This is a genomic window from Ochrobactrum soli (genome assembly GCF_003664555.1).
Classification (GTDB): domain Bacteria; phylum Pseudomonadota; class Alphaproteobacteria; order Rhizobiales; family Rhizobiaceae; genus Brucella; species Brucella teleogrylli.
Genome location: NZ_RCHH01000011.1, coordinates 37,362 through 56,397, shown reverse-complemented (window position 1 = coordinate 56,397; position 19,036 = coordinate 37,362). Strand labels below are relative to the sequence as shown.

Below are 19,036 nucleotides of genomic sequence, written 5' to 3'. Positions count from 1 at the left end.
AACGGAATATAAAGTCTATAAGACCTATGTTTGCGGGAGACAAGCAATCGCTGGACGTGCTCGTTTTCACCTCAACACCCGCAATCGCGGGCCAGTTCAGATGCCTCCATTGTGCTCATCATTCTAAGGTACTGACTTCATGGATATTTTTAATCTGCTGGAAGCCGCGTTTCTCGGTCTGATCGAAGGTTTGACCGAATTTATCCCGGTTTCCTCCACGGGGCATTTGTTGCTGGTCGGGCATTTTCTGGGCTTTGAATCCACAGGAAAGACGTTCGAGGTGCTGATCCAGCTCGGCGCTATTCTGGCCATTCTGACCGTTTATTCGGCGAAATTGCTCAAGCTTCTGGCGGATTTTCCGCGGGACGCGCGCACGCGGCGTTTTGTTTTCGGTATCCTGATCGCCTTCCTGCCCGCCGCTGTCATTGGCGCGCTGGCGCATGGCTTCATCAAAAGTGTGCTTTTCGAAACGCCGATGCTGGTCTGCATCATGCTGATCCTCGGCGGTCTGATCCTTCTCTGGGTAGATCAGCTCAATTTGCGCCCGCGCTATCATGATGTGATGGATTATCCGCTGCCGATGTGCCTCGCCATCGGCTTCATCCAGTGCCTTGCGATGATCCCCGGCGTGTCGCGTTCGGGTTCCACGATTGTCGGCTCGCTGCTGCTCGGCGCCGACAAGCGCTCGGCTGCTGAATTCTCGTTCTTCCTCGCCATGCCGACCATGGCCGGTGCCTTCGCTTATGATCTTTACAAGAGCCGCGACATGCTCACGGTCAATGATGGCGCGTTGATTGGCGTCGGCTTCGTGATGGCCTTCATTTCGGGCGTGTTCGTCGTGCGCTATCTGCTCGACTATGTCTCGCGCCACGGCTTCAAACTATTTGCCTGGTGGCGCCTGATTGTCGGCTCGGCTGGTCTTGCCGCACTCCTCATTTGGGGATGAGCAAAAGAAAAGGGGCCGTGAGGCCCCTTATTCATTTCCGACTATCGATATCTCACGCAAAACCGGTCTTGGTATACTGACCGGCCACGCGATAGCGCCAGAGATAGGCGGGCAGAATGGCGTCGACGCCTTCCGGGGTAATGCCCATGCCCTGCAATGTACGACCTTCCTTGATGGCGGCTTGCGAAACCACATTGTCGGATTTCAACAGCCGTATCTGATCCTTGGTGATCGGCGGATTCGGCAGCACGCTGAGAACGGTCGCCTGAAGACCGGCGGCCCACCATGGCAGCGAAATGAGAACGCGCTTGCGGTCGATGACGCGCAGCATGTCCTTCATCCAGTTCTTGAACGGTTGCACATCCGGGCCGCCGAGTTCGTAGATGCCGCCCGGCATCAGCTTGCCATCGACGGCGCGGGCAACAGCTTCCGCCACGTCGCCGACATAGACCGGCTGGAGCTTCGTTTCGCCGCCGCCGATGACCGGCAGGAAGGGCGAGAAGCGCGCCATATTGGCGAAGCGGTTGAAGAAGCGGTCTTCGTGACCAAAAATGATCGAGGGACGCAGGATAACGCTTTCCGGCAGCACGGAAAGCACGGCGTTTTCGCCTTCAGCCTTGGTGCGCGCATAGTCCGAAGCCGAGTTTACATCGGCAGCGAGCGACGAAATGTGGGTCATCGGAATACCGGCGGCCTTGGCGGCTTCGGCGATGTTCTTCGCGCCCAGCACCTGAACCGTGTTGAAACGCTGGCGACCGCCTTCGGCCAGAATGCCGACGAGGTTCACGACATGATCGGAACCCTTGACGACCAGATCGACCGAAGCGCGATGGCGGACATTGGCCTGCACCATCTGGATCTGCCCGACATTGCCGAGCGGCGCCATGTAATAAGCCACTTCGGGCTTGCGCACGGCAACGCGCACACGATAGCCACGCTTGGTGAGACTTGCTACGACCGCGCGCCCGACAAAGCCGGAGCCGCCGAAAACGGTGACCAGTTTCGGCCTGTTGTGGACTTCGTTCGGTTCGGTCTTCATCCTAAACTCCTGCATGAAAGCCAGTTGCGCCGCTTGTGAGCAGCAGCCGCAATGTGTCTGTATTGCCGGTGATTTATCGCCTTTTTGCCACAAGGCAAAGGGGACTTGTTGTCACGATCATGATAGCAGGGCTTTTTCCCGCAATTAAAGCGCAATAGAGCTTTGAGATTTCGCTGCTTGCTGTTAAATCGCGCGCATGAGCACACCACTTGACCATATTCGCAATTTTTCGATCGTCGCCCATATCGATCATGGCAAATCGACGCTGGCCGACCGCCTCATTCAGTTGACGGGCGGTCTGGATACGCGCGAGATGAAGGATCAGGTTCTCGACTCGATGGATATCGAGCGCGAGCGCGGCATCACCATCAAGGCGCAGACCGTTCGTCTCACCTATAAGGCGAAGAACGGCGAAGATTATGTGCTGAACCTGATCGACACCCCCGGACATGTCGACTTCGCCTATGAAGTCTCGCGTTCGCTGGCGGCATGCGAGGGTTCGCTTCTGGTGGTCGACGCTTCCCAGGGCGTGGAAGCGCAGACGCTGGCCAATGTCTACCAGGCCATCGACAACAACCATGAAATCGTGGTCGTGCTGAACAAGATCGATCTGCCCGCTGCCGAGCCTGAGCGCGTCAAGGAGCAGATCGAGGAAGTGATCGGCATCGATGCGTCGCAGGCCGTTCATATTTCCGCCAAGACCGGCCTCGGCATCGAAGATGTGCTGGAAGCCATCGTCACCCAGCTTCCAGCACCGAAGGAAGGCGATCGCAATGCACCGCTCAAGGCGATGCTGGTCGACAGCTGGTACGATTCCTATCTCGGCGTCATCGTTCTGGTGCGCGTCATCGACGGCGTGCTAAAAAAGGGCCAGACCATCCGCATGATGGGCACGGGCGCGAAATATCCGGTGGAACGCACCGGTGTCTTCACGCCGAAAATGGTGCAGATGGACGAACTCGGCCCCGGCGAGCTTGGCTTCATCACCGCTTCCATCAAGGAAGTGGCCGATACGCGCGTCGGCGATACGATCACCGAAGATCGCCGCCCGACCGAGAAAATGCTGCCCGGCTTCAAGCCTGCGCAGCCGGTGGTGTTCTGCGGCCTGTTCCCGGTCGATGCGGCGGATTTTGAAGATCTGCGCGGCGCCATGGGCAAGCTGCGCCTCAACGATGCTTCGTTCTCGTTCGAAATGGAAACCTCTGCAGCGCTCGGTTTCGGCTTCCGTTGCGGCTTCCTCGGTCTGTTGCATCTCGAAATCATTCAGGAACGTCTTGAGCGCGAGTTCAATCTCGACCTCATCACGACCGCGCCTTCGGTTGTCTATCGGCTGAACATGATCGACGGGTCGCAGAAGGAATTGCACAACCCCGCTGACATGCCGGATGTGGTGAAAATTTCGGCCATCGAAGAGCCGTGGATCAAGGCAACCATCATGACACCGGATGATTATCTCGGCGCGATCATGAAGCTCTGTCAGGAACGCCGCGGCATTCAGGTGGACCTCACCTATGTCGGCCCGCGCGCCATGATCACTTATGAACTGCCGCTCAATGAAGTGGTGTTCGATTTCTACGACCGTCTGAAGTCGATCTCGAAGGGTTATGCGTCGTTCGACTATAATCTCTCGGAATATCGCGAGGGCGATCTGGTCAAGATGTCGATCCTCGTCAACGAAGAGCCGGTCGATGCGCTGTCGATGCTGGTGCACCGTTCGGCTGCAGAAAAGCGTGGCCGCGCGCTTTGCGAGAAGCTGAAAGAGCTGATCCCGCAGCACATGTTCAAGATTCCGATTCAGGCAGCGATTGGCGGTCGCATCGTGGCGCGCGAGACCATCTCGGCGCTGCGCAAGGACGTGACGGCCAAGTGCTACGGCGGCGACGTGACGCGTAAGCGCAAACTTCTGGAAAAGCAGAAGGAAGGCAAGAAGCGCATGCGCCAGTTCGGCAAGGTCGAAATCCCGCAGGAGGCCTTCATTCAGGCGCTCAAGATGGGCGATGATTGATGCCCGTTCCTTTGATCCGTTGTAGGGATTGCTTCTGCGTAGGCGCGCACCTAAGCTGAAAGAATATCACTGTGATAAAGGGCACTTTGGTGCCCTTTATCTTTTTTGGGGTGTTGGAAGGGCGCGCTGCGCTTTCCCTCATCCTGAGGAGCCGTTGAAAACGGCGTCTCGAAGGGCGAGGGAAAGTCGCTGAGAGCTGGCTGTATTTAATAGTGCAAATTTTTATGTTTTTACCGTCCTGCGATTAAGTCTGGATCCGGGAGACAGCAGACGCGGCGCAACCGCCCCTCGCCCTTCGAGACGCCACCTTTGGTGGCTCCTCAGGATGAGGAGCGGGGCAGGCGGCATCAATGGTGCCGGCGTGGGCGAGGTTTATAGCTTGCGGCGCGACAGTTCCGGCAGGCCTTCGTAGTTCAGCGCAATTAATGCTTCTTTCTTTGCCCGTGACCAACCTTTGATCTGTTGTTCGCGTGCAATGGCATCCACGATCCGATCATAGGTTTCCGTAAAAACAAGCTCGACGGGCCTCCGCTTCTTTGTGTACCCGTCATAAATACCCTCATTATGCTCCCATAACCGAGCTTCGATGTTCTGCTTGGTGAGCCCGGTGTAATAAGATCCATCCACGCAACGCAGAATGTAGATTGTTACTTCCATGACTTGCCCCCGCGCGTCTTGGGAAGCTAAATGTTGCTGCAAATTTGACTGTCGAACAAGCCACGGCGACCGGCTACAGGATCGCTCGCGCTCGGAAAGTTGAAATCAATGTCTGTAAATCCCCGCGTCTCCATCACCTACTGCACCCAATGCAATTGGCTTTTGCGCGCTGCTTGGATGGCGCAGGAGCTGTTGCAGACTTTCGGGCAGGATCTGGCGGAAGTCGCATTGCGTCCGGGCACTGGCGGGGTTTTTGAAATCCGGGTGCTGATGCCCGATGGCAACGAGGAACTCATCTGGGAACGCAAGCGCGATGGTGGCTTTCCGGAAGCCAAGGTTCTGAAACAGCGCGTGCGCGATCTCGTCTGGCCGGAACGCGATCTCGGTCATACAGATCGGCCAGTAAGTTCGTGAGGGGATTTTTACCCGATCCTTCGATGAACTCAGGATGAGGTGTCGCTTTGCTCCGCACCTCAGGATGAGGGAAAACAGGGTCAGTCCTCATCCACCACGCGCAGGCGCATTTGGGTGGGCGCGCTTTCCGCTGGTCTCGCTTGGGGCCGTGGCGTTTCCTCGGCTGGCTTTTCGCCGAATTCCAGCGCTTCGATCTTCGCGCCGCGCCGGGTAACCTTGTTGGACGACACCAGAATATCGTCAATATCCTTGTTGGCCTGCACAAAGTGGGTTTGCAGCTTGCGCACACGTTCGTCCAAACGGCCCACATCTTCCATCAGGCGGATCACTTCGCCCTGAATGACATGCGCCTGTTCGCGCATGCGGGCGTCTTTCAGGATTGCCTGAATAACCTGAATGGACAGCATCAGCAGCGATGGCGAGACGATCACGATCCGCGCCCGGTGCGCACGCTGGATAAGCGCTTCGAAATGCTCGTGAATATCGGCAAAGATCGACTCTGACGGCACAAACAGAAACGCCGTGTCCTGCGTTTCGCCGGTAATCAGATATTTGTCGGAAACATCCTTGATATGGATTTCCATGTCACGGCGGAACTGCGCGACGGCAGCTTTGCGGGCGTCCGGATGTTCCGTTTCGCGCATGGCGTTCCATGCTTCGAGCGGGAATTTGGCGTCGATTACCAGCGATGGCGCTTTATTGGGCATGCGCACGAGGCAGTCGGGGCGGGTGCCGTTGGACAGCGTCGCCTGAAATTCATAAGCGCCTTGCGGCAGGCCGTCAGCGATGATCGCTTCCATGCGTGACTGGCCGAATGCGCCGCGCGTCTGCTTGTTGGCGAGGATCGCCTGCAACTGCACCACCTGTCCGGCGAGCGACTGGATATTGTTCTGCGCCGTGTCGATGACGGCAAGGCGCTCCTGCAACTTGGCGAGGTTCTCATGCGTCGAGCGCGTCTGCTCGGTCATGGTCTGGCCGATGCGATGCGTCATGCCGTCGAGCCGTTCGCGGATCGACTGGTTCAACTCCGCCTGCCGCGAGCCGAAAACCTCCGCCATGGTCTGCATGCGGCCCTGCATCTCTGCCTGTGCCTTCAGGATTTCCGCCATGCGATATTCGGCATCGCGGGCGCGGTCTTCGGCCTGCACTTCGGCAACGGCACGCAGGCGCGCAGAGCGCGACGCGGTGATCAGGAAAATGACTAGGCAAAGCACGACCACCACGATGCCAGCCAGAAGAATATCTCCCAGCGTGAGCGATGTGGCACCAAGCTGCAAAAGCGGCTCATTCAGGAGGTTCTGGTTTTCCATGCAACAAGCTTAGCTGATTCGTACTGCCTTGAAGAGATCAAAACGAGAACATTTTGCAAAGCACAATTGACGATTCTGTCTCAAGCGATTACGTGAAGCGCATGTCAGTAAAACCGCTTGTCATCCTTCCCGATCCTGTGTTGCGCCTGGTTTCCAAGCCAGTGGAGCGCTTTGACGATCAGCTGCGCAAATTTGCCGGCCATATGTTCGACACCATGTATGACGCGCCGGGCATCGGCCTTGCCGCCATTCAGGTGGGCGAGCCGATCCGTATGCTCGTCATCGACCTTGCCAAGGAAGGCGAGGAAAAAGCGCCGCATGTCTTCGTCAATCCCGAGATTGTCGGTGTGACGGATGAAGTCAGCACCTATGAAGAAGGCTGCCTGTCCATTCCGGATTATTATGCGGAAGTGGAACGGCCAGCCGCCATTCAGGTCAAATATTTCGATGCCGATGGCAAGCCACATGCGATGGAAGCCGATGGGCTGATGGCCACCTGCCTGCAGCACGAGATCGATCATCTCAATGGCGTGCTTTTCATTGATCATATTTCAAAGCTGAAGCGCGATATGGTCATCAAAAAGTTCAAGAAGCTCGCCAGCCAGCGGGCGTCGAAGAAGGTTCTTTAATGCGTATCGTCTTCATGGGCACGCCGGATTTTTCCGTGCCGATCCTGACCGCTATTATCGGGCAGGGCTATGATGTGGTCGCGGTCTATTCGCAGCCACCGCGTCCGGCAGGGCGCAGAGGGCTGGAGCTGACCAAGTCGCCTGTCCATGAAAAGGCCGAGCAGTTCGGCATTCCCGTCTTCACGCCGAAGAGCCTCAAGGGCGCGGAAGAACAGGACGTCTTTGCGAGCCTTGAAGCCGATGTCGCCATCGTTGTGGCCTATGGGCTGTTGCTGCCGAAGGCCATTCTCGATGCGCCGCGGCTCGGCTGCTATAACGGCCATGCCTCGCTTCTGCCGCGCTGGCGCGGTGCAGCGCCTATCCAGCGGGCCATCATGTCGGGCGATAGCGAAACCGGCATGATGATCATGAAGATGGACGAGGGGCTCGATACGGGCCCGGTCGCCATGGCCGAAAAGGTGGCGATCACGCCGGATATGACGGCGGGCGAATTGCATGATCGCCTGAGCATGATCGGCGCCGATCTGATGGTGCGGGCGCTGGGAGCGCTCGAGCGCGAAAGTCTGGCCTTGCAGCCGCAGGCCGAAGAAGGCGTTACCTATGCCGCCAAGATCGACAAGGCCGAAGCGCGCATTGACTGGTCGAAGCCAGCGAAGGACGTGCATAACGCCATTCGCGGCCTTGCGCCTTTTCCGGGTGCTTGGTGCGAAATGGAAATCAACGGTGCGGTCGAACGGGTAAAGCTTCAGCGCTCGACGCTGGCCGAAGGTTCCGGTGCGCCGGGTACGGTGCTGGACGACCGGCTGACAATTGCCTGTGGCGAGGGCGCGGTGCGGCTCGTCACTTTGCAGCGCTCGGGCGGCAAGTCTTTGCCTGCGCAGGAATTCCTGCGCGGCGCAACGGTTACGAAGGTTTTGTAGGCCCGTGCCGCGCTACAGACTTCTGGTCGAATATGACGGCACGCCCTATGCGGGCTGGCAGCGTCAGGAAAACGGCCACACGGTTCAGGGCGCTATTGAGCAGGCGTTCAAGAAATTCTGCGGTGAAGATCTGGCGTTAAGTGCTGCGGGCCGCACCGATGCGGGCGTTCACGCGACGGCGCAGGTTGCGCATGTCGATCTGACGAAGGATTGGGGCGCGGGCAAGGTGCGCGATGCGGTCAATGCGCATCTGGTCATGGCCAATGAGCGCGTAAGCATCCTCAATGTCGAGAAGACGACCGAGAGTTTCGATGCGCGTTTTTCCGCGCAGGGACGACATTATCTCTATCGCTTCCACAATCGTCGTGCCCCGCTGGCCGTCGATTATCAGCGCGCCTGGTGGGTGCAAAAACGCCTCGACCACGAGGCGATGCATGAAGCAGCGCAGCTGCTTCTGGGCGAGCATGATTTCACCACGTTTCGTGCTACGCAATGCCAGGCCAAAAGCCCGGTCAAGACGCTTGATCGGCTCGACATCACGCGCCATGGCGAGATCATCGAAATGCGCGTTTCGGCGCGCTCTTTCCTGCATAATCAGGTGCGATCCTTCGCGGGCAGCCTGATGGAAGTGGGCGTCGGTCGCTGGACGGCGGATGATTTGCAGGCGGCGCTTGAAGCAAGAGACCGCAAGGCCTGCGGACAGGTCGCGCCACCTTACGGTCTCTATCTGATCGGCGTCGATTACGCTTTTCCGTTTTAGAGCGGTTCCGTTAAAACGGTATCGTGGAACCGCTCTATCTATTTGTTTTTACGCATTATCCTGCGTATCGAAGCGGGATCAGAAATCAGTCCAGTGAACTGATTTCCCCGCGTAGGCGCTTCGCACTTTTGCTGGAAATGCTCTAATAAGCATGCGGGTCGAAGCCGATGCCGAAAATCTGCTGAAGCAGCACGGTAAGGAACAGCGACCCGAAGAAGACGCAGGCGAAGAATGGCGCGACAAACGCGTGCTGGCGTTGTAGCGCCACGTGGGTCAGCCGATAGCTCAGCACAATCGAAGCGCCGAACATGATCAGCGCGAACAGCGTCGCCACATCGAAGCGCCCGGGAAAAAACAGCTGTAGCAGCGTGATCGGTGCAAAGATCCAGGCCAGCAGCGCGCTGCCCCAGTTGGTGGCAATCACATAGGCCGCATAGCGTTTGACGATACCGATCCGCTTGGCCAGCATGCCGATGATGGCCAGTGGCACCACCCACGCCGCCACATCGACGAAGGCGGCCCGCAGCACGATGGCAAAGCGGATGCCCGCTTCCTCGCGTCCGGCGGTGAGGTCGGCGGCATAGGCCACCCAGCTGGCAAAAAGCGGCGGCAGAGCCACCGCTATTGCGAAAAACGAAGACCAGAACCCCTCGGCGGTTATATCGAGATAATCGAGACCGTCGCGGCGACCGAGCATCATTTTCCAGACGCCCCGAAAATATCTGAAAATATCGTCCAGGCTCGGCATGAAGAACCTTATTTACCCAAAGAAGTCAGCGATGAAGCGCTCATAAATCTGTGTCAGTCCTTCGAGGTCGGCAAGGGCCACACGTTCATCGACCATATGCATGGTCTGGCCGACAAGGCCGAACTCCACCACCGGGCAATAATCCTTGATGAAGCGCGCATCGGACGTGCCGCCGGACGTCGACAGTTCCGGTCGCTTGCCAGTCACGGCCTCGACGGAAGCGGTCAGCGTGCCGATCAGCTTTTCATCGCGGGTCAGGAACACATGGCTTGGGCTCTCGCGCCATGTCAGCTCATAGCTGATCGGCGTGTCGCGGCCCGGACGCAGGCGATTGTCGCGCGCTGCCTTTGCGAGGCGAGCGCTGATTTCGGCCTGCAGGCTTTCTGCGGTCCATGTGTCGTTGAAACGGATATTGAACGAAGCCGTTGCCTTGTTCGGAATGACATTGGTGGCCTTGTTGCCAACATCAATGGTGGTGACTTCCAGATTGCTGGCCTGAAAATCCGCCGTGCCCTGATCGAAGGCCGGATAAAGCAGGCTGTCCACCAGCGTGGTGATGCCGCGCACCGGATTTTCCGCCAGATGCGGATAGGCCGCATGGCCCTGCACGCCCTGAACGGTGATCGTGCCGGAAAGCGAACCGCGACGACCGATCTTGATCATATCGCCAAGCGTGTTGGGATTGGTCGGTTCGCCGACGATGGATGCGTCCCAGCTTTCGCCGCGTTGCTTTGCCCAGTCGAGCAGTTTCACCGTTCCATTGACTGCCGGGCCTTCTTCGTCACCGGTGATCAGGAAGGAGACGCTGCCCTTGAGGTTGCCGTGCTTTTCGATGTGCCGCGCGACGGCTGCCACAAAGCAGGCAACGCCGCCTTTCATGTCTACAGCGCCGCGCCCATACATGATGCCGTCTTCGATGGCGGCTGAGAAGGGCGGGTGCTTCCAGTCGCTTTCATCGCCGGGCGGCACCACATCCGTATGACCGGCAAACATCAGATGCGGTCCGTTGCCGGATTTGCGCGCATAGAGATTTTCGATGTCGGGCGTGCCCTCTTCGCTGAAGACGGGGCGCTCGACGGAAAAGCCCAATGGCTTCAGCATCGCTTCGAGCGCCGTCAGCGCGCCGCCTTCGGCAGGCGTTACGGATGGGCAGCGGATCAGGGCGGCAAGATTTTCGGCGGGATTGACTGAAAGGCTCATGATGTCGGCTTCTTACTCAAGAATCGTCTGTTGTGTGAGACTAGATCGGGATGCGTACGGATGGAACCACAAACCTTGGTTCTGACCATGGCAGAAAATTCGCTCTTCACGCGCTTTTCCAACTTGGTTGCAATTTGGGAACGAAATTTCCTTGACCGGATGGCCCCTGTCATCGTTAGTTAAAAAAGAGTTGATAACGAGACCCGGGAAACGGGCCGGTCAGCGGGAACTTTTTTCAAAATGGGAAACTGTGTATGCGTTTAATCACCACAACTGTAGCAGGCATGATGGCGCTCTTCGGAGCAACGATGGTTCCAGCCAAGGCTGCACAGTGGAGTGAAGCGGGCGGACTGACAAGCATCCCTTACGGACACAAAGACTATTGCGGGCGCAATCCACGCGATTGCCGCAGCCATAGTGTATTGCCCCCGATGCAGCTGACACCGCAGCGCCTGAAGCTTTTGCAAAGCGTAAGCAGCTCCGTCAATCACCGTATCAAGCCGGTTTCCGATCAGGATAATTACGGCAAGCGCGACTACTGGACCATGCCGGTCAACGGCAAGGGCGATTGCGAGGATTATGTTCTGATGAAGCGCGCGCAACTGATGGCGCGCGGCATCAGCGCCTCGCAGCTTCTGATTACCATGGTGCAGGGTAGCGAGGCGCATATCGTGCTGACCGCCCGCACCGATCATGGCGATTATATTCTCGACAATATGCGTGACGAGGTTCTGCCGCTCGAGAAGACGTCCTATCGTTATATCAAGATGCAGTCGCCTTCCAATTCCGGCCAGTGGGTTTCCATCGCCGGACGTTCGGTTGCCGTTGCCAATAATTGAACGTTGCCGGAGAGCTCGCTGAGCCTCTCGCAATGAGAGCCATCGCTGAAGGCCGCATCTTTGATGCGGCTTTTTGTTTGCGGGGTTTGCGGTGGATCGAGGCGTCTTTTTACCGGACCCGTTGAAGATTGGGAGCATTTGCACGAACCGGTCTGATGCGGCAGGATAAGGCCTTGCTCCATTAAAAATCGCTCATTGTTCACGTTTATTATACAATAACCTCAAACACACTGTTCGAGATTGGTGAACAAATTAAGGGCTGTAACACGGCCGTGATGGAGAAATCGTAATCCATCATTTTGTTTTTAATTATTTTTTTTGTATTAATTGCAACGATTGTGGCAGGCGATGTGCACAAATCTGTGAAGTTTTTAAAATTTTCGTGACTGGAACTTTTCCCCATTGTTACCCATTTGGGATGTATCGGAACGACGAATTCATACGCCGCTCCATTTTGTTAGGAGATAGAAAATGAAGAAGCTTGTTCTTACCGCTGCTGCCCTTGCCCTGAGTGCCGGTGCTGCTTTCGCTGAAAACCCACGCGTAGGCGAACCTGAAAATCTCTATGCAAATGACCGTACCCCGGTCGCGTCGCAGTCCGTTGATTATACCGCGCCCGCAGCGATCAGTGCTCCGGTTTATCGCGATGGTTCTGCCAATCGTTTTGGCGATGCCAACCAGGGCTAATGGCTCTCCGGAACTATAGCCCGCCCGGTTCTGATGGAGCGGGATCTTTCAAAACACCCGCTTTGCATGTCGTCCCAAAGGTGTCGCCGGTGCAGGTTTTGAAGATCTGCCGGACACCGGGAGGGAAAGCCTCGAAGGCTTAGTCCAACTTGAAAGTCCCTGTTGCCTGAAACAAGGCTTCGAACGGCCAGATGCCGATGATGGGACAACATGATGCGAAGGAATAGGAAAATGAAAAAGCTCGCTCTTGCCGCCCTTGCTGTCGCTCTAAGCGCTGGTGCAGCCTATGCCGAAAATCCTTATGTCGGCATGCCGGAATCTCAGGTTATTCAGGAGAAGGCCTTCAAGACCCCGAATACGGGTCCGCTCTTCGGCACGAAGGGTGATGTCGATTACACCGCAACGGCGACCATTCGCCAGTCGACTCCGGTTTATCATGATGGTTCGGCCAACCGCTTCGGTGATGCTTCGCCTTCCAGCTATGAAAATTAATGCCCCGGTAGCTTAGCAATCTCCCCGGAGGATGGCTGCGAGGCCTCCCCGGACCACGGCCCGGACCAGAGGCTTTGCGCCATCCGAAGGGGCGACCCATCTTGAAGCGCAAATGCTGGAATGAAAAAGGCGAAGCACCAGCTTCGCCTTTTTGCTTTGTATTAGTCGCGCATCAGTCGCGCAGCAATTCATTGATCGAGGTCTTCGAGCGGGTCTTTTCATCGACGCGCTTGACGATCACGGCGCAATAGAGGCTCGGGCCCCAGTTTTCACCGGGTACGTTCTTGCCGGGCATGGTGCCTGCGACGACGACCGAATAAGGCGGGACTTCGCCATAGAAGACTTCGCCGGTCGCACGGTCGACGATCTTGGTCGATTTGCCGATGAAGACGCCCATGCCGAGCACCGAACCTTCGCGCACGATGCAGCCTTCCACGACTTCCGAACGCGCGCCGATGAAGCAATTGTCTTCGATGATGGTCGGTCCGGCCTGCATCGGTTCCAGAACGCCGCCAATGCCGACGCCGCCGGAAAGATGCACATTCTTGCCGATCTGCGCACAGGAGCCGACGGTCGCCCAGGTGTCGACCATGGTGCCTTCATCGACATAAGCGCCGAGATTGACGAAAGACGGCATCAGGATGGCGTTCGTCGCGATATAGGCCGAGTGGCGCACGACGCAGTTCGGCACGGCGCGGAAACCGGCCTTCTCGAATTCGTTGGCAGTCCAGCCGTCGAACTTGGACGGCACCTTGTCCCACCAGGAAGACTGGCCGGGGCCTCCCTTGATGACTTCCATCGGGTTGAGACGGAAGGAGAGCAATACTGCTTTCTTCAGCCATTGGTTGACTTGCCAGTTGCCGTCCGCCTGTTTTTCTGCGACACGGGCCTCGCCGCGATCGAGCAGGATAAGCGACTGTTCGACGGCATCGCGGATTTCGCCACGGGTTGCCGTGCTGATACCGTCGCGCTCGTCAAAAGCCTTGTCGATGGTCTTTTCGAGGGAGGCGAGGTCTGGCTTGGTCATGGGGTGCAGTCTCCGTGAATGGGCAGCGGATGGCAGGCCGGTAAGTGATCCGGCCGATTGTCATGAAAGTGATTAAGCGAAGGCGCCAAATGGGTCAATCATGATCACGGCGCAATTGCGCGCTCTTGATCTCATTCTCGAACAATGTCCGACATGTTTGAGACAGATTAAACATTTGGCCTGAGAATGAGTATGGTAACAGGTTTTAAGGAGCAGGTGAGAAGCATGAACCCGATGGAGAAGTCTGGCTGGACGCCTTTCCCGAATTCCGAGGAAGCGATCAAGCAGGCAAAAACCGTACCGCAAACGCCCCAGACGGAAGCGCCTGCCTATCGCCTTGCTTTCACGGACGACGATTTTTTGACGCGCCGTGACCTGCGCCCGGTGCGCCTGCAACTTGAACTGCTCAAGCCGGAGCTGATCCTTGCCGACCGCGGCATCAAATCGACGGTGGTGATGTTCGGCGGCGCGCGCATCCCAGAGCCGGGCGGCGAGGCATGGGCGGCGAAGAACGAGGTGCAGAAGAAGAATCTCGAAGCCAATTCTCATTATTATGAGGAAGCGCGTAAATTCGCGCGGATTTGCTCAGAATATTCGGCCACGACCTATTATCGCGAATTCATCGTGGTGACGGGCGGCGGACCGGGCGTGATGGAAGCAGGCAATCGTGGTGCCGCCGATGTCGGTGCACCGACCATCGGCCTCAATATCGTGCTGCCGCATGAACAGGCACCGAACCCTTATGTGACGCCGGAGCTCTGCTTCAACTTCCATTATTTCGCGATCCGCAAGATGCACTTCCTGATGCGCGCAAAGGCGATCTGCGTGTTTCCGGGCGGCTTTGGCACAATGGACGAACTATTCGAGGCGATGACGCTGATCCAGACCAACCGTATGGAACGCATGCCGCTGATCCTGTTCGGCAAGGAGTTCTGGACCAAGGCGATCAATATCGAATTTCTGGCCGAGCAGGGTACAATCTCGCCAGCCGATATCGAGCTTCTGAATTTTGTCGAAACGGCGGACGAAGCCTGGGAGCAAATCAAGGATTTTTACAAGCTCTGATCGAAGGTTAGACAGAGTTTTAAGGCAAATAGAAGGCCCGATCTGTTTTCAGGTTGGGCCTTTTTGTAATGAAAGAATGCTGCCGTAGATGTGTATATTATTTAAAAGTAATTATAAATAATAATCATATGTTCTAATATGGAACAATTGATATTGCCGGAGTTAAAAATAAATTTATAATAAAAATACATGGTTTTGTGAGGGGTATCATGTATTCTAATATTATAATTAAAAGATCTATTCCCGTAATATATCCTATTTTTATTTAAGAGGTCGCTATGAAAGCGATCCTTAAGAATGTTTCCGGGTTGCTGCTCGGGATGATGGTCTTTGTTTGCCCGGCGCATGCCGCTGATGTGAAACAATCGGGTCTGCCGCTTGATTTCGGTGCACTTGCTGGCGATGCCTTCGCCACTGCCGTATCTGCGAATGGGGCGGTCATAGCGGGCAGGGCGCAGACATCCGGTGGCATTTCGGCGGTATCGTGGGCCGGGGGGATCGCCACGCCGACCGTCCTTTCTGTGACGGGCGGCAGCAATTCCGTCGTCAATGCCGTCTCGGCGGATGGCACATTCATTATCGGGCGGGCGACGATTGGCGCTGCGCAACACGCTGTGTCGTGGGCGGATGGCGCGACAATGGCCACCGACCTTGGAACGCTGGGGGGCGATTTTTCAGATGCTGTTGCCTTGTCCGCTGACGGCAGCATCATTGTCGGCAATTCCACAACGTCTGCCGGCAAGAACCGGGCGGTGAAGTGGACGAACGGTGTAACATCTCCAGTCGATCTTGGAACGCTCAACAACAACACATCCTATGCCAAGGCCGTTTCCGCCGATGGGATGGTAATTGTCGGTTATGCGGAATATGCGCCCAATGTTTCTCATGCCGTGTCCTGGATGAACGGGGCGCTGACGCCGACCGATTTGGGAACGCTTGGTGGTGCAACGTCGACCGCAAATGTCGTATCTGCGAACGGGCGCGTCATCGCAGGACAGTCGGAGACGGGCAACGGAGAACTCCACGCCGCGTCATGGACTGATGGTGCCTTGTCGCCGTCTGATCTCGGCACGCTTGGCGGCTACTATTCTGATGTTCTCACCCTGTCAGCTGACGGTTCCGTGCTTGCGGGCGTATCCAACAATGAGTTCGGCGAATTCCGTGCGGTATCCTGGCGGAACGGCGCGACCACGCCGACCGATCTTGGCACGCTCGGCGGGTATTCATCCGACGTTGCGTCTATCTCGGCTGACGGTTCAATCATCGTCGGGTCTTCGACCACAAGGAAGGGCAATTCCCACGCGGTTTACTGGGCGAATGGCGCCACCGTACCAACCGATCTCGGCACACTTGGCGGTGTGTCGTCGACGGCCATGGCCATGTCGGCTGATGGCACGGTCGTGGTGGGCACCTCGACGCTGGCATCCGGAGTGTCGCATGCGGCAGTCTGGAAACTGCTGATTTCGTCTCCGCCGGTGACGACACCAAAGCCCGATCCAGACCCGGGCGAGACGGGGCCGCCGCCTGTTACCGGAACGCCAACACCGGAGCCGGGTTCGGGCGGAACCGAGCCGGAGACCCCGGGGTCGGAAACCGGGTCCGGCTCTCAACCGGGATCGCCGCCCGATGGGCAAAATCCTCCGCCACCAGTTATCGAAACGCCTGCGCCAGAGACCGGTGCGGGAAGTCCCGAACAGGAGGTCCCGGGTACAGGAACCGGGTCGCCGCCGCCGATACAATCGGTCGCCGTCGATGTGACCAACACGACGAAAACTGTTGCTGCGCTGGCCGGGGATACATTTTCGGTGATGGAATCGCAGCGTGGAAAACTGGGGCGGTTGCAGCGTTCTTGCGACGTCGCGAAGGCGGGAGAGAGCTGCTACTCGCTTTCAGCGGATATCGGACGTTCAGGCGAGACGACCGATGCACTCGGCTGGATTTCCATGGCGCATGCCTTTACCGATAATTTTCTGGCAGGCATCACTGTGGCGCACTCCTTCTGGCGCGATATGCCGGATAGTTTCGACCGGGATAATGACAATATTGGCGGCGGTTTCTATGCCCGCTGGCGTGCGCCGACGACGACGGGCCACTGGTATCTGCAAGGTTCCGTTGCCGCCAGTCGCTACGATGTCGAGCGCACGCGCCAGATGCTGGACTATACCGAGGCTGGCATGGGCGAGAGCACGATCAAAGGCTGGGGCGCGTCGCTGGAAGCCGGGCGGTCGCACGAACTCTCCAGCGGTTCCGTCTTCGGCTATTATGCCGGGCTGCGTCACAGCGATCTGAAGATGGACGATTATACGGAAACCAACGCTTATTTCCCGTTCACCTATTCGAATGTGAAGTCGCGCCGCACTGCGGTCTATCTCGGGGCAAACTATGCCATGCCGTTGAGCGACAAGGTGCGGTGGCTGATCAATGCAGAGATCGAACAAGACATCGCGCATGATGATCCGAGCGTGACGGCAAGTGCCGATTATATCGGGGCGCTCAGCTTCGATGCTGATGTGGCGCATACGCGTGGCAGCCTGTCGACCACTTTATCCTATGCGTTCAGCGAGGTTTTGAGTGTGGGCGTGACGCCTTATCTCGCGCGCACCGTAAACCGGGATATGGCCTATGGTGCGAACATCGATGTTACGGGCAGATTCTAACCGGGAGGCAGGGGCTATGCTTCCGCCTTTTCCGGAACGGGAGACCGGGCGTCCTCCTCTTCCTGATAGGGGCGAGGGTGATGAACGAGCGTGACCAGCACGACCGAGATGATCATCAAAAGATACCATGAGCCGAGCTTGCCGAGCGAAACCGGCACCCAGCCATTATGCTGGTTGGGGTAGAGCCAGGCCTTCGACCATGTGCCGATATTTTCCGCAAACCAGATGAAGAACGAGGTCAGCAGGAACGCGACGAGCAGAGGCATTTTGTGCCGAAAACGAAACACGCGATAATGCATGCTGGTGCGCCAGAACAAGGCGAATGTCAGCGCAAACAGCGGCCAGCGAATATCCCAGATGAAATGATGGGCGAAGAAATTGACGTAGATCGCGGCTGCCAGCACCAGCGTTGTCCAGAGCGGCGGATAATGGTTCAGTCTGATATCGAAGATACGGTTGATGCGCGCCATATAGGAGCCGACCGCCGCATACATGAAGCCTGAAAACAGCGGTACGCCGCCAATACGGAAGAAGTTTTCTTCAGGATAGACCCATGAACCCGCATGGGTCTTGAACACTTCCATCGCCGTGCCGACAACGTGGAAAATCAGGATGACCTTGGCTTCCTCCCATGCCTCCAGCTTGAAGACCAGCATGGCAAGCTGGATGGCGACAGCGGAAAGGAACAGAAAGTCATAGCGGGTGACGATATTGGCGATACCGCCGATGCCGCTTTCCGGCCAAAGCCAGCGGGTGAGGATGATAAGGCCGAGCATGGCACCGCCGAACAGGCATGCCCATGCCTGTTTCAGCCCGAAGACCAGAAATTCGATCAGCCCGTCGGTCAGGTGATTGCGCGGCAGCCGGTCGAGGACGCGGTGGGCCGCCGCATCGATTGATTTTTCGAGGCCGGTAAAATGCCTATCTGCCTGCAATAATTTGTTCCAGAAATTGGGTCAGGTTATCCGTCACATAATCGACCTGATCGGTAAATTCCGGGTCGCTTTCCCATATTTCCGAGAAGGTTGGCTCAAAATTGTTCGGCACCACCAGGACGGTTTTCATGCCAAGCGCTTTCGGCACGACGAGATTGCGCGCCAGATCCTCGAACATCACGGCCTTGCTGGCATTGATGCCGAAAGCGCCGAGGAAGCGGTCATAGGTGACGCGCTCGGGTTTTGGCATCAGCCCCGCAGCGACAATGTCGAAGATATCGTCGAAATTATCCAGAATGCCGAGCTGGCGCGCCGCGCGTTCCGCATGGCCGCGATCGCCATTGGTGAAGATGAAGCGACGGCCCGGCAGCGACTTGATCGCTTCGCCGAGCGCCGGATCGGGCTTCAGCCAGCTATAGTCGATATCGTGAACCTTTTGCAGAAAGTCGTCCGGGTCGATCTGGTGGCATTCCATCAGGCCTTTCAGCGTGGTGCCATAGTCGAGATAGAACTGTTTCTGGATGCGGCGAGCTTCCTCGCGTGGCAATTGCAGCAGGTTTTCGACATAGCTCGTCATCTTCACGTCGATCTGCGAGAATAGATTGGCGGCGTGGGGATAGAGCGTGTTGTCGAGGTCGAACACCCAGTCAGTGACGTGCTCAAAGGCTGGGGTGAAGGCCGAAGGATTGGAACTATTGGTCATGGG

The 19,036-nt window shown here is 57.1% G+C and carries 19 protein-coding genes; 11 read left to right on the top strand and 8 right to left on the bottom strand.

Going from position 1 to position 19,036, the window contains the following annotated elements:
* Positions 1-139: 139 nt before the first annotated feature.
* Complete coding sequence (locus tag D8666_RS17360) at positions 140-946, top strand: undecaprenyl-diphosphate phosphatase (RefSeq protein WP_109369654.1); 807 nt, start codon at positions 140-142, stop codon at positions 944-946.
* A gap of 52 nt (positions 947-998) precedes the next feature.
* Here the strand turns inward: D8666_RS17360 and D8666_RS17355 are convergent, their stop codons facing one another.
* On the bottom strand, positions 999-1,985 hold the full coding sequence (locus tag D8666_RS17355) for a complex I NDUFA9 subunit family protein (protein ID WP_109369653.1): 987 nt from the start codon (positions 1,983-1,985) through the stop codon (positions 999-1,001).
* Positions 1,986-2,181: 196 nt separating this feature from the next.
* Between D8666_RS17355 and lepA the strand changes: the two genes are divergently transcribed.
* Positions 2,182-3,990 (top strand): translation elongation factor 4, encoded by a 1,809-nt coding sequence (lepA, locus tag D8666_RS17350; protein WP_109369652.1) that lies wholly within the window; start codon positions 2,182-2,184, stop codon positions 3,988-3,990.
* A 372-nt stretch (positions 3,991-4,362) separates the two neighbouring features.
* Here lepA and D8666_RS17345 read toward each other — a convergent pair whose 3' ends face one another.
* Entirely contained in the window at positions 4,363-4,647 is a 285-nt protein-coding gene (locus tag D8666_RS17345) for a GIY-YIG nuclease family protein (RefSeq protein WP_109369651.1), read from the bottom strand.
* A gap of 108 nt (positions 4,648-4,755) precedes the next feature.
* Here D8666_RS17345 and D8666_RS17340 point away from each other — a divergent pair, with 108 nt between their 5' ends.
* Positions 4,756-5,061, top strand: a complete 306-nt coding sequence (locus D8666_RS17340) for an Rdx family protein (protein ID WP_109369650.1) — start codon at positions 4,756-4,758, stop codon at positions 5,059-5,061.
* Positions 5,062-5,141: 80 nt separating this feature from the next.
* Here D8666_RS17340 and D8666_RS17335 read toward each other — a convergent pair whose 3' ends face one another.
* Positions 5,142-6,371 carry a DNA recombination protein RmuC gene (locus D8666_RS17335; RefSeq protein ID WP_109369649.1) on the bottom strand — a complete coding sequence of 410 codons (1,230 nt, stop codon included), beginning with the start codon at positions 6,369-6,371 and terminating at the stop codon, positions 5,142-5,144.
* A gap of 101 nt (positions 6,372-6,472) precedes the next feature.
* Here D8666_RS17335 and def point away from each other — a divergent pair, with 101 nt between their 5' ends.
* From def to truA, 3 genes are read left to right on the top strand one after another with little or no spacing between them, the layout of a single operon-like run.
* Complete coding sequence (gene def / locus D8666_RS17330) at positions 6,473-7,000, top strand: peptide deformylase (protein ID WP_121538883.1); 528 nt, start codon at positions 6,473-6,475, stop codon at positions 6,998-7,000.
* Complete coding sequence (gene fmt / locus D8666_RS17325; protein ID WP_109369648.1) at positions 7,000-7,920, top strand: methionyl-tRNA formyltransferase; 921 nt, start codon at positions 7,000-7,002, stop codon at positions 7,918-7,920. Before def ends, fmt begins: the two co-directional genes overlap by 1 nt.
* 4 nt (positions 7,921-7,924) lie before the next feature.
* Entirely contained in the window at positions 7,925-8,680 is a 756-nt protein-coding gene (gene truA / locus D8666_RS17320; protein WP_109369647.1) for a tRNA pseudouridine(38-40) synthase TruA, read from the top strand.
* A gap of 142 nt (positions 8,681-8,822) precedes the next feature.
* On the opposite strand, the gene D8666_RS17315 is transcribed toward truA, so the two are convergent.
* Both D8666_RS17315 and dapE read right to left on the bottom strand, forming a co-directional pair.
* Positions 8,823-9,428 (bottom strand): hypothetical protein, encoded by a 606-nt coding sequence (locus D8666_RS17315; protein WP_121538866.1) that lies wholly within the window; start codon positions 9,426-9,428, stop codon positions 8,823-8,825.
* Positions 9,429-9,440: 12 nt separating this feature from the next.
* Positions 9,441-10,628, bottom strand: a complete 1,188-nt coding sequence (dapE, locus tag D8666_RS17310) for a succinyl-diaminopimelate desuccinylase (RefSeq protein WP_109369645.1) — start codon at positions 10,626-10,628, stop codon at positions 9,441-9,443.
* Positions 10,629-10,915: 287 nt separating this feature from the next.
* Between dapE and D8666_RS17305 the strand changes: the two genes are divergently transcribed.
* The 3 genes from D8666_RS17305 to D8666_RS17295 all read left to right on the top strand — a co-directional run bounded on the left by D8666_RS17305 (position 10,916) and on the right by D8666_RS17295 (position 12,646).
* Positions 10,916-11,467, top strand: a complete 552-nt coding sequence (locus tag D8666_RS17305; RefSeq protein WP_109370293.1) for a transglutaminase-like cysteine peptidase — start codon at positions 10,916-10,918, stop codon at positions 11,465-11,467.
* 471 nt (positions 11,468-11,938) lie between these two features.
* Entirely contained in the window at positions 11,939-12,154 is a 216-nt protein-coding gene (locus tag D8666_RS17300; RefSeq protein WP_109369644.1) for a hypothetical protein, read from the top strand.
* 231 nt (positions 12,155-12,385) lie between these two features.
* On the top strand, positions 12,386-12,646 hold the full coding sequence (locus tag D8666_RS17295) for a hypothetical protein (protein ID WP_109369643.1): 261 nt from the start codon (positions 12,386-12,388) through the stop codon (positions 12,644-12,646).
* 172 nt (positions 12,647-12,818) lie between these two features.
* Here D8666_RS17295 and dapD read toward each other — a convergent pair whose 3' ends face one another.
* A complete protein-coding gene (gene dapD, locus D8666_RS17290) occupies positions 12,819-13,673 on the bottom strand; it encodes a 2,3,4,5-tetrahydropyridine-2,6-dicarboxylate N-succinyltransferase (RefSeq protein ID WP_121538864.1) in 855 nt (284 codons plus the stop codon).
* A gap of 225 nt (positions 13,674-13,898) precedes the next feature.
* On the opposite strand from dapD, the gene D8666_RS17285 reads away from it, so the two are divergent.
* Entirely contained in the window at positions 13,899-14,738 is an 840-nt protein-coding gene (locus tag D8666_RS17285) for an LOG family protein (RefSeq protein WP_109369641.1), read from the top strand.
* Between the two features lie 278 nt (positions 14,739-15,016).
* Entirely contained in the window at positions 15,017-17,395 is a 2,379-nt protein-coding gene (locus D8666_RS17280) for an autotransporter domain-containing protein (protein ID WP_121538862.1), read from the top strand.
* 14 nt (positions 17,396-17,409) lie between these two features.
* Here the strand turns inward: D8666_RS17280 and D8666_RS17275 are convergent, their stop codons facing one another.
* Both D8666_RS17275 and D8666_RS17270 read right to left on the bottom strand, forming a co-directional pair.
* The gene (locus D8666_RS17275; protein WP_109369638.1) at positions 17,410-18,330 is read right to left on the bottom strand and encodes a DUF817 domain-containing protein; all 921 of its coding nucleotides are present in this window, start codon (positions 18,328-18,330) and stop codon (positions 17,410-17,412) included.
* Positions 18,317-19,033, bottom strand: a complete 717-nt coding sequence (locus tag D8666_RS17270; RefSeq protein WP_109369637.1) for a pyrimidine 5'-nucleotidase — start codon at positions 19,031-19,033, stop codon at positions 18,317-18,319. Before D8666_RS17270 ends, D8666_RS17275 begins: the two co-directional genes overlap by 14 nt.
* Positions 19,034-19,036: the final 3 nt, after the last annotated feature.

Coding starts and splice junctions, on each gene's coding strand:
- dapE (WP_109369645.1), bottom strand. CDS start 10,628: ATGAGCCTTTCAGTCAATCCCGCCGAAAATCTTGCCGCCCTGATCCGC.
- D8666_RS17355 (WP_109369653.1), bottom strand. CDS start 1,985: ATGAAGACCGAACCGAACGAAGTCCACAACAGGCCGAAACTGGTCACC.
- D8666_RS17285 (WP_109369641.1), top strand. CDS start 13,899: ATGAACCCGATGGAGAAGTCTGGCTGGACGCCTTTCCCGAATTCCGAG.
- D8666_RS17305 (WP_109370293.1), top strand. CDS start 10,916: ATGGCGCTCTTCGGAGCAACGATGGTTCCAGCCAAGGCTGCACAGTGG.
- lepA (WP_109369652.1), top strand. CDS start 2,182: ATGAGCACACCACTTGACCATATTCGCAATTTTTCGATCGTCGCCCAT.
- D8666_RS17345 (WP_109369651.1), bottom strand. CDS start 4,647: ATGGAAGTAACAATCTACATTCTGCGTTGCGTGGATGGATCTTATTAC.
- D8666_RS17300 (WP_109369644.1), top strand. CDS start 11,939: ATGAAGAAGCTTGTTCTTACCGCTGCTGCCCTTGCCCTGAGTGCCGGT.
- D8666_RS17280 (WP_121538862.1), top strand. CDS start 15,017: ATGAAAGCGATCCTTAAGAATGTTTCCGGGTTGCTGCTCGGGATGATG.
- fmt (WP_109369648.1), top strand. CDS start 7,000: ATGCGTATCGTCTTCATGGGCACGCCGGATTTTTCCGTGCCGATCCTG.
- D8666_RS17270 (WP_109369637.1), bottom strand. CDS start 19,033: ATGACCAATAGTTCCAATCCTTCGGCCTTCACCCCAGCCTTTGAGCAC.
- D8666_RS17335 (WP_109369649.1), bottom strand. CDS start 6,371: ATGGAAAACCAGAACCTCCTGAATGAGCCGCTTTTGCAGCTTGGTGCC.
- D8666_RS17295 (WP_109369643.1), top strand. CDS start 12,386: ATGAAAAAGCTCGCTCTTGCCGCCCTTGCTGTCGCTCTAAGCGCTGGT.
- D8666_RS17360 (WP_109369654.1), top strand. CDS start 140: ATGGATATTTTTAATCTGCTGGAAGCCGCGTTTCTCGGTCTGATCGAA.
- D8666_RS17315 (WP_121538866.1), bottom strand. CDS start 9,428: ATGCCGAGCCTGGACGATATTTTCAGATATTTTCGGGGCGTCTGGAAA.
- D8666_RS17340 (WP_109369650.1), top strand. CDS start 4,756: ATGTCTGTAAATCCCCGCGTCTCCATCACCTACTGCACCCAATGCAAT.
- dapD (WP_121538864.1), bottom strand. CDS start 13,673: ATGACCAAGCCAGACCTCGCCTCCCTCGAAAAGACCATCGACAAGGCT.
- def (WP_121538883.1), top strand. CDS start 6,473: ATGTCAGTAAAACCGCTTGTCATCCTTCCCGATCCTGTGTTGCGCCTG.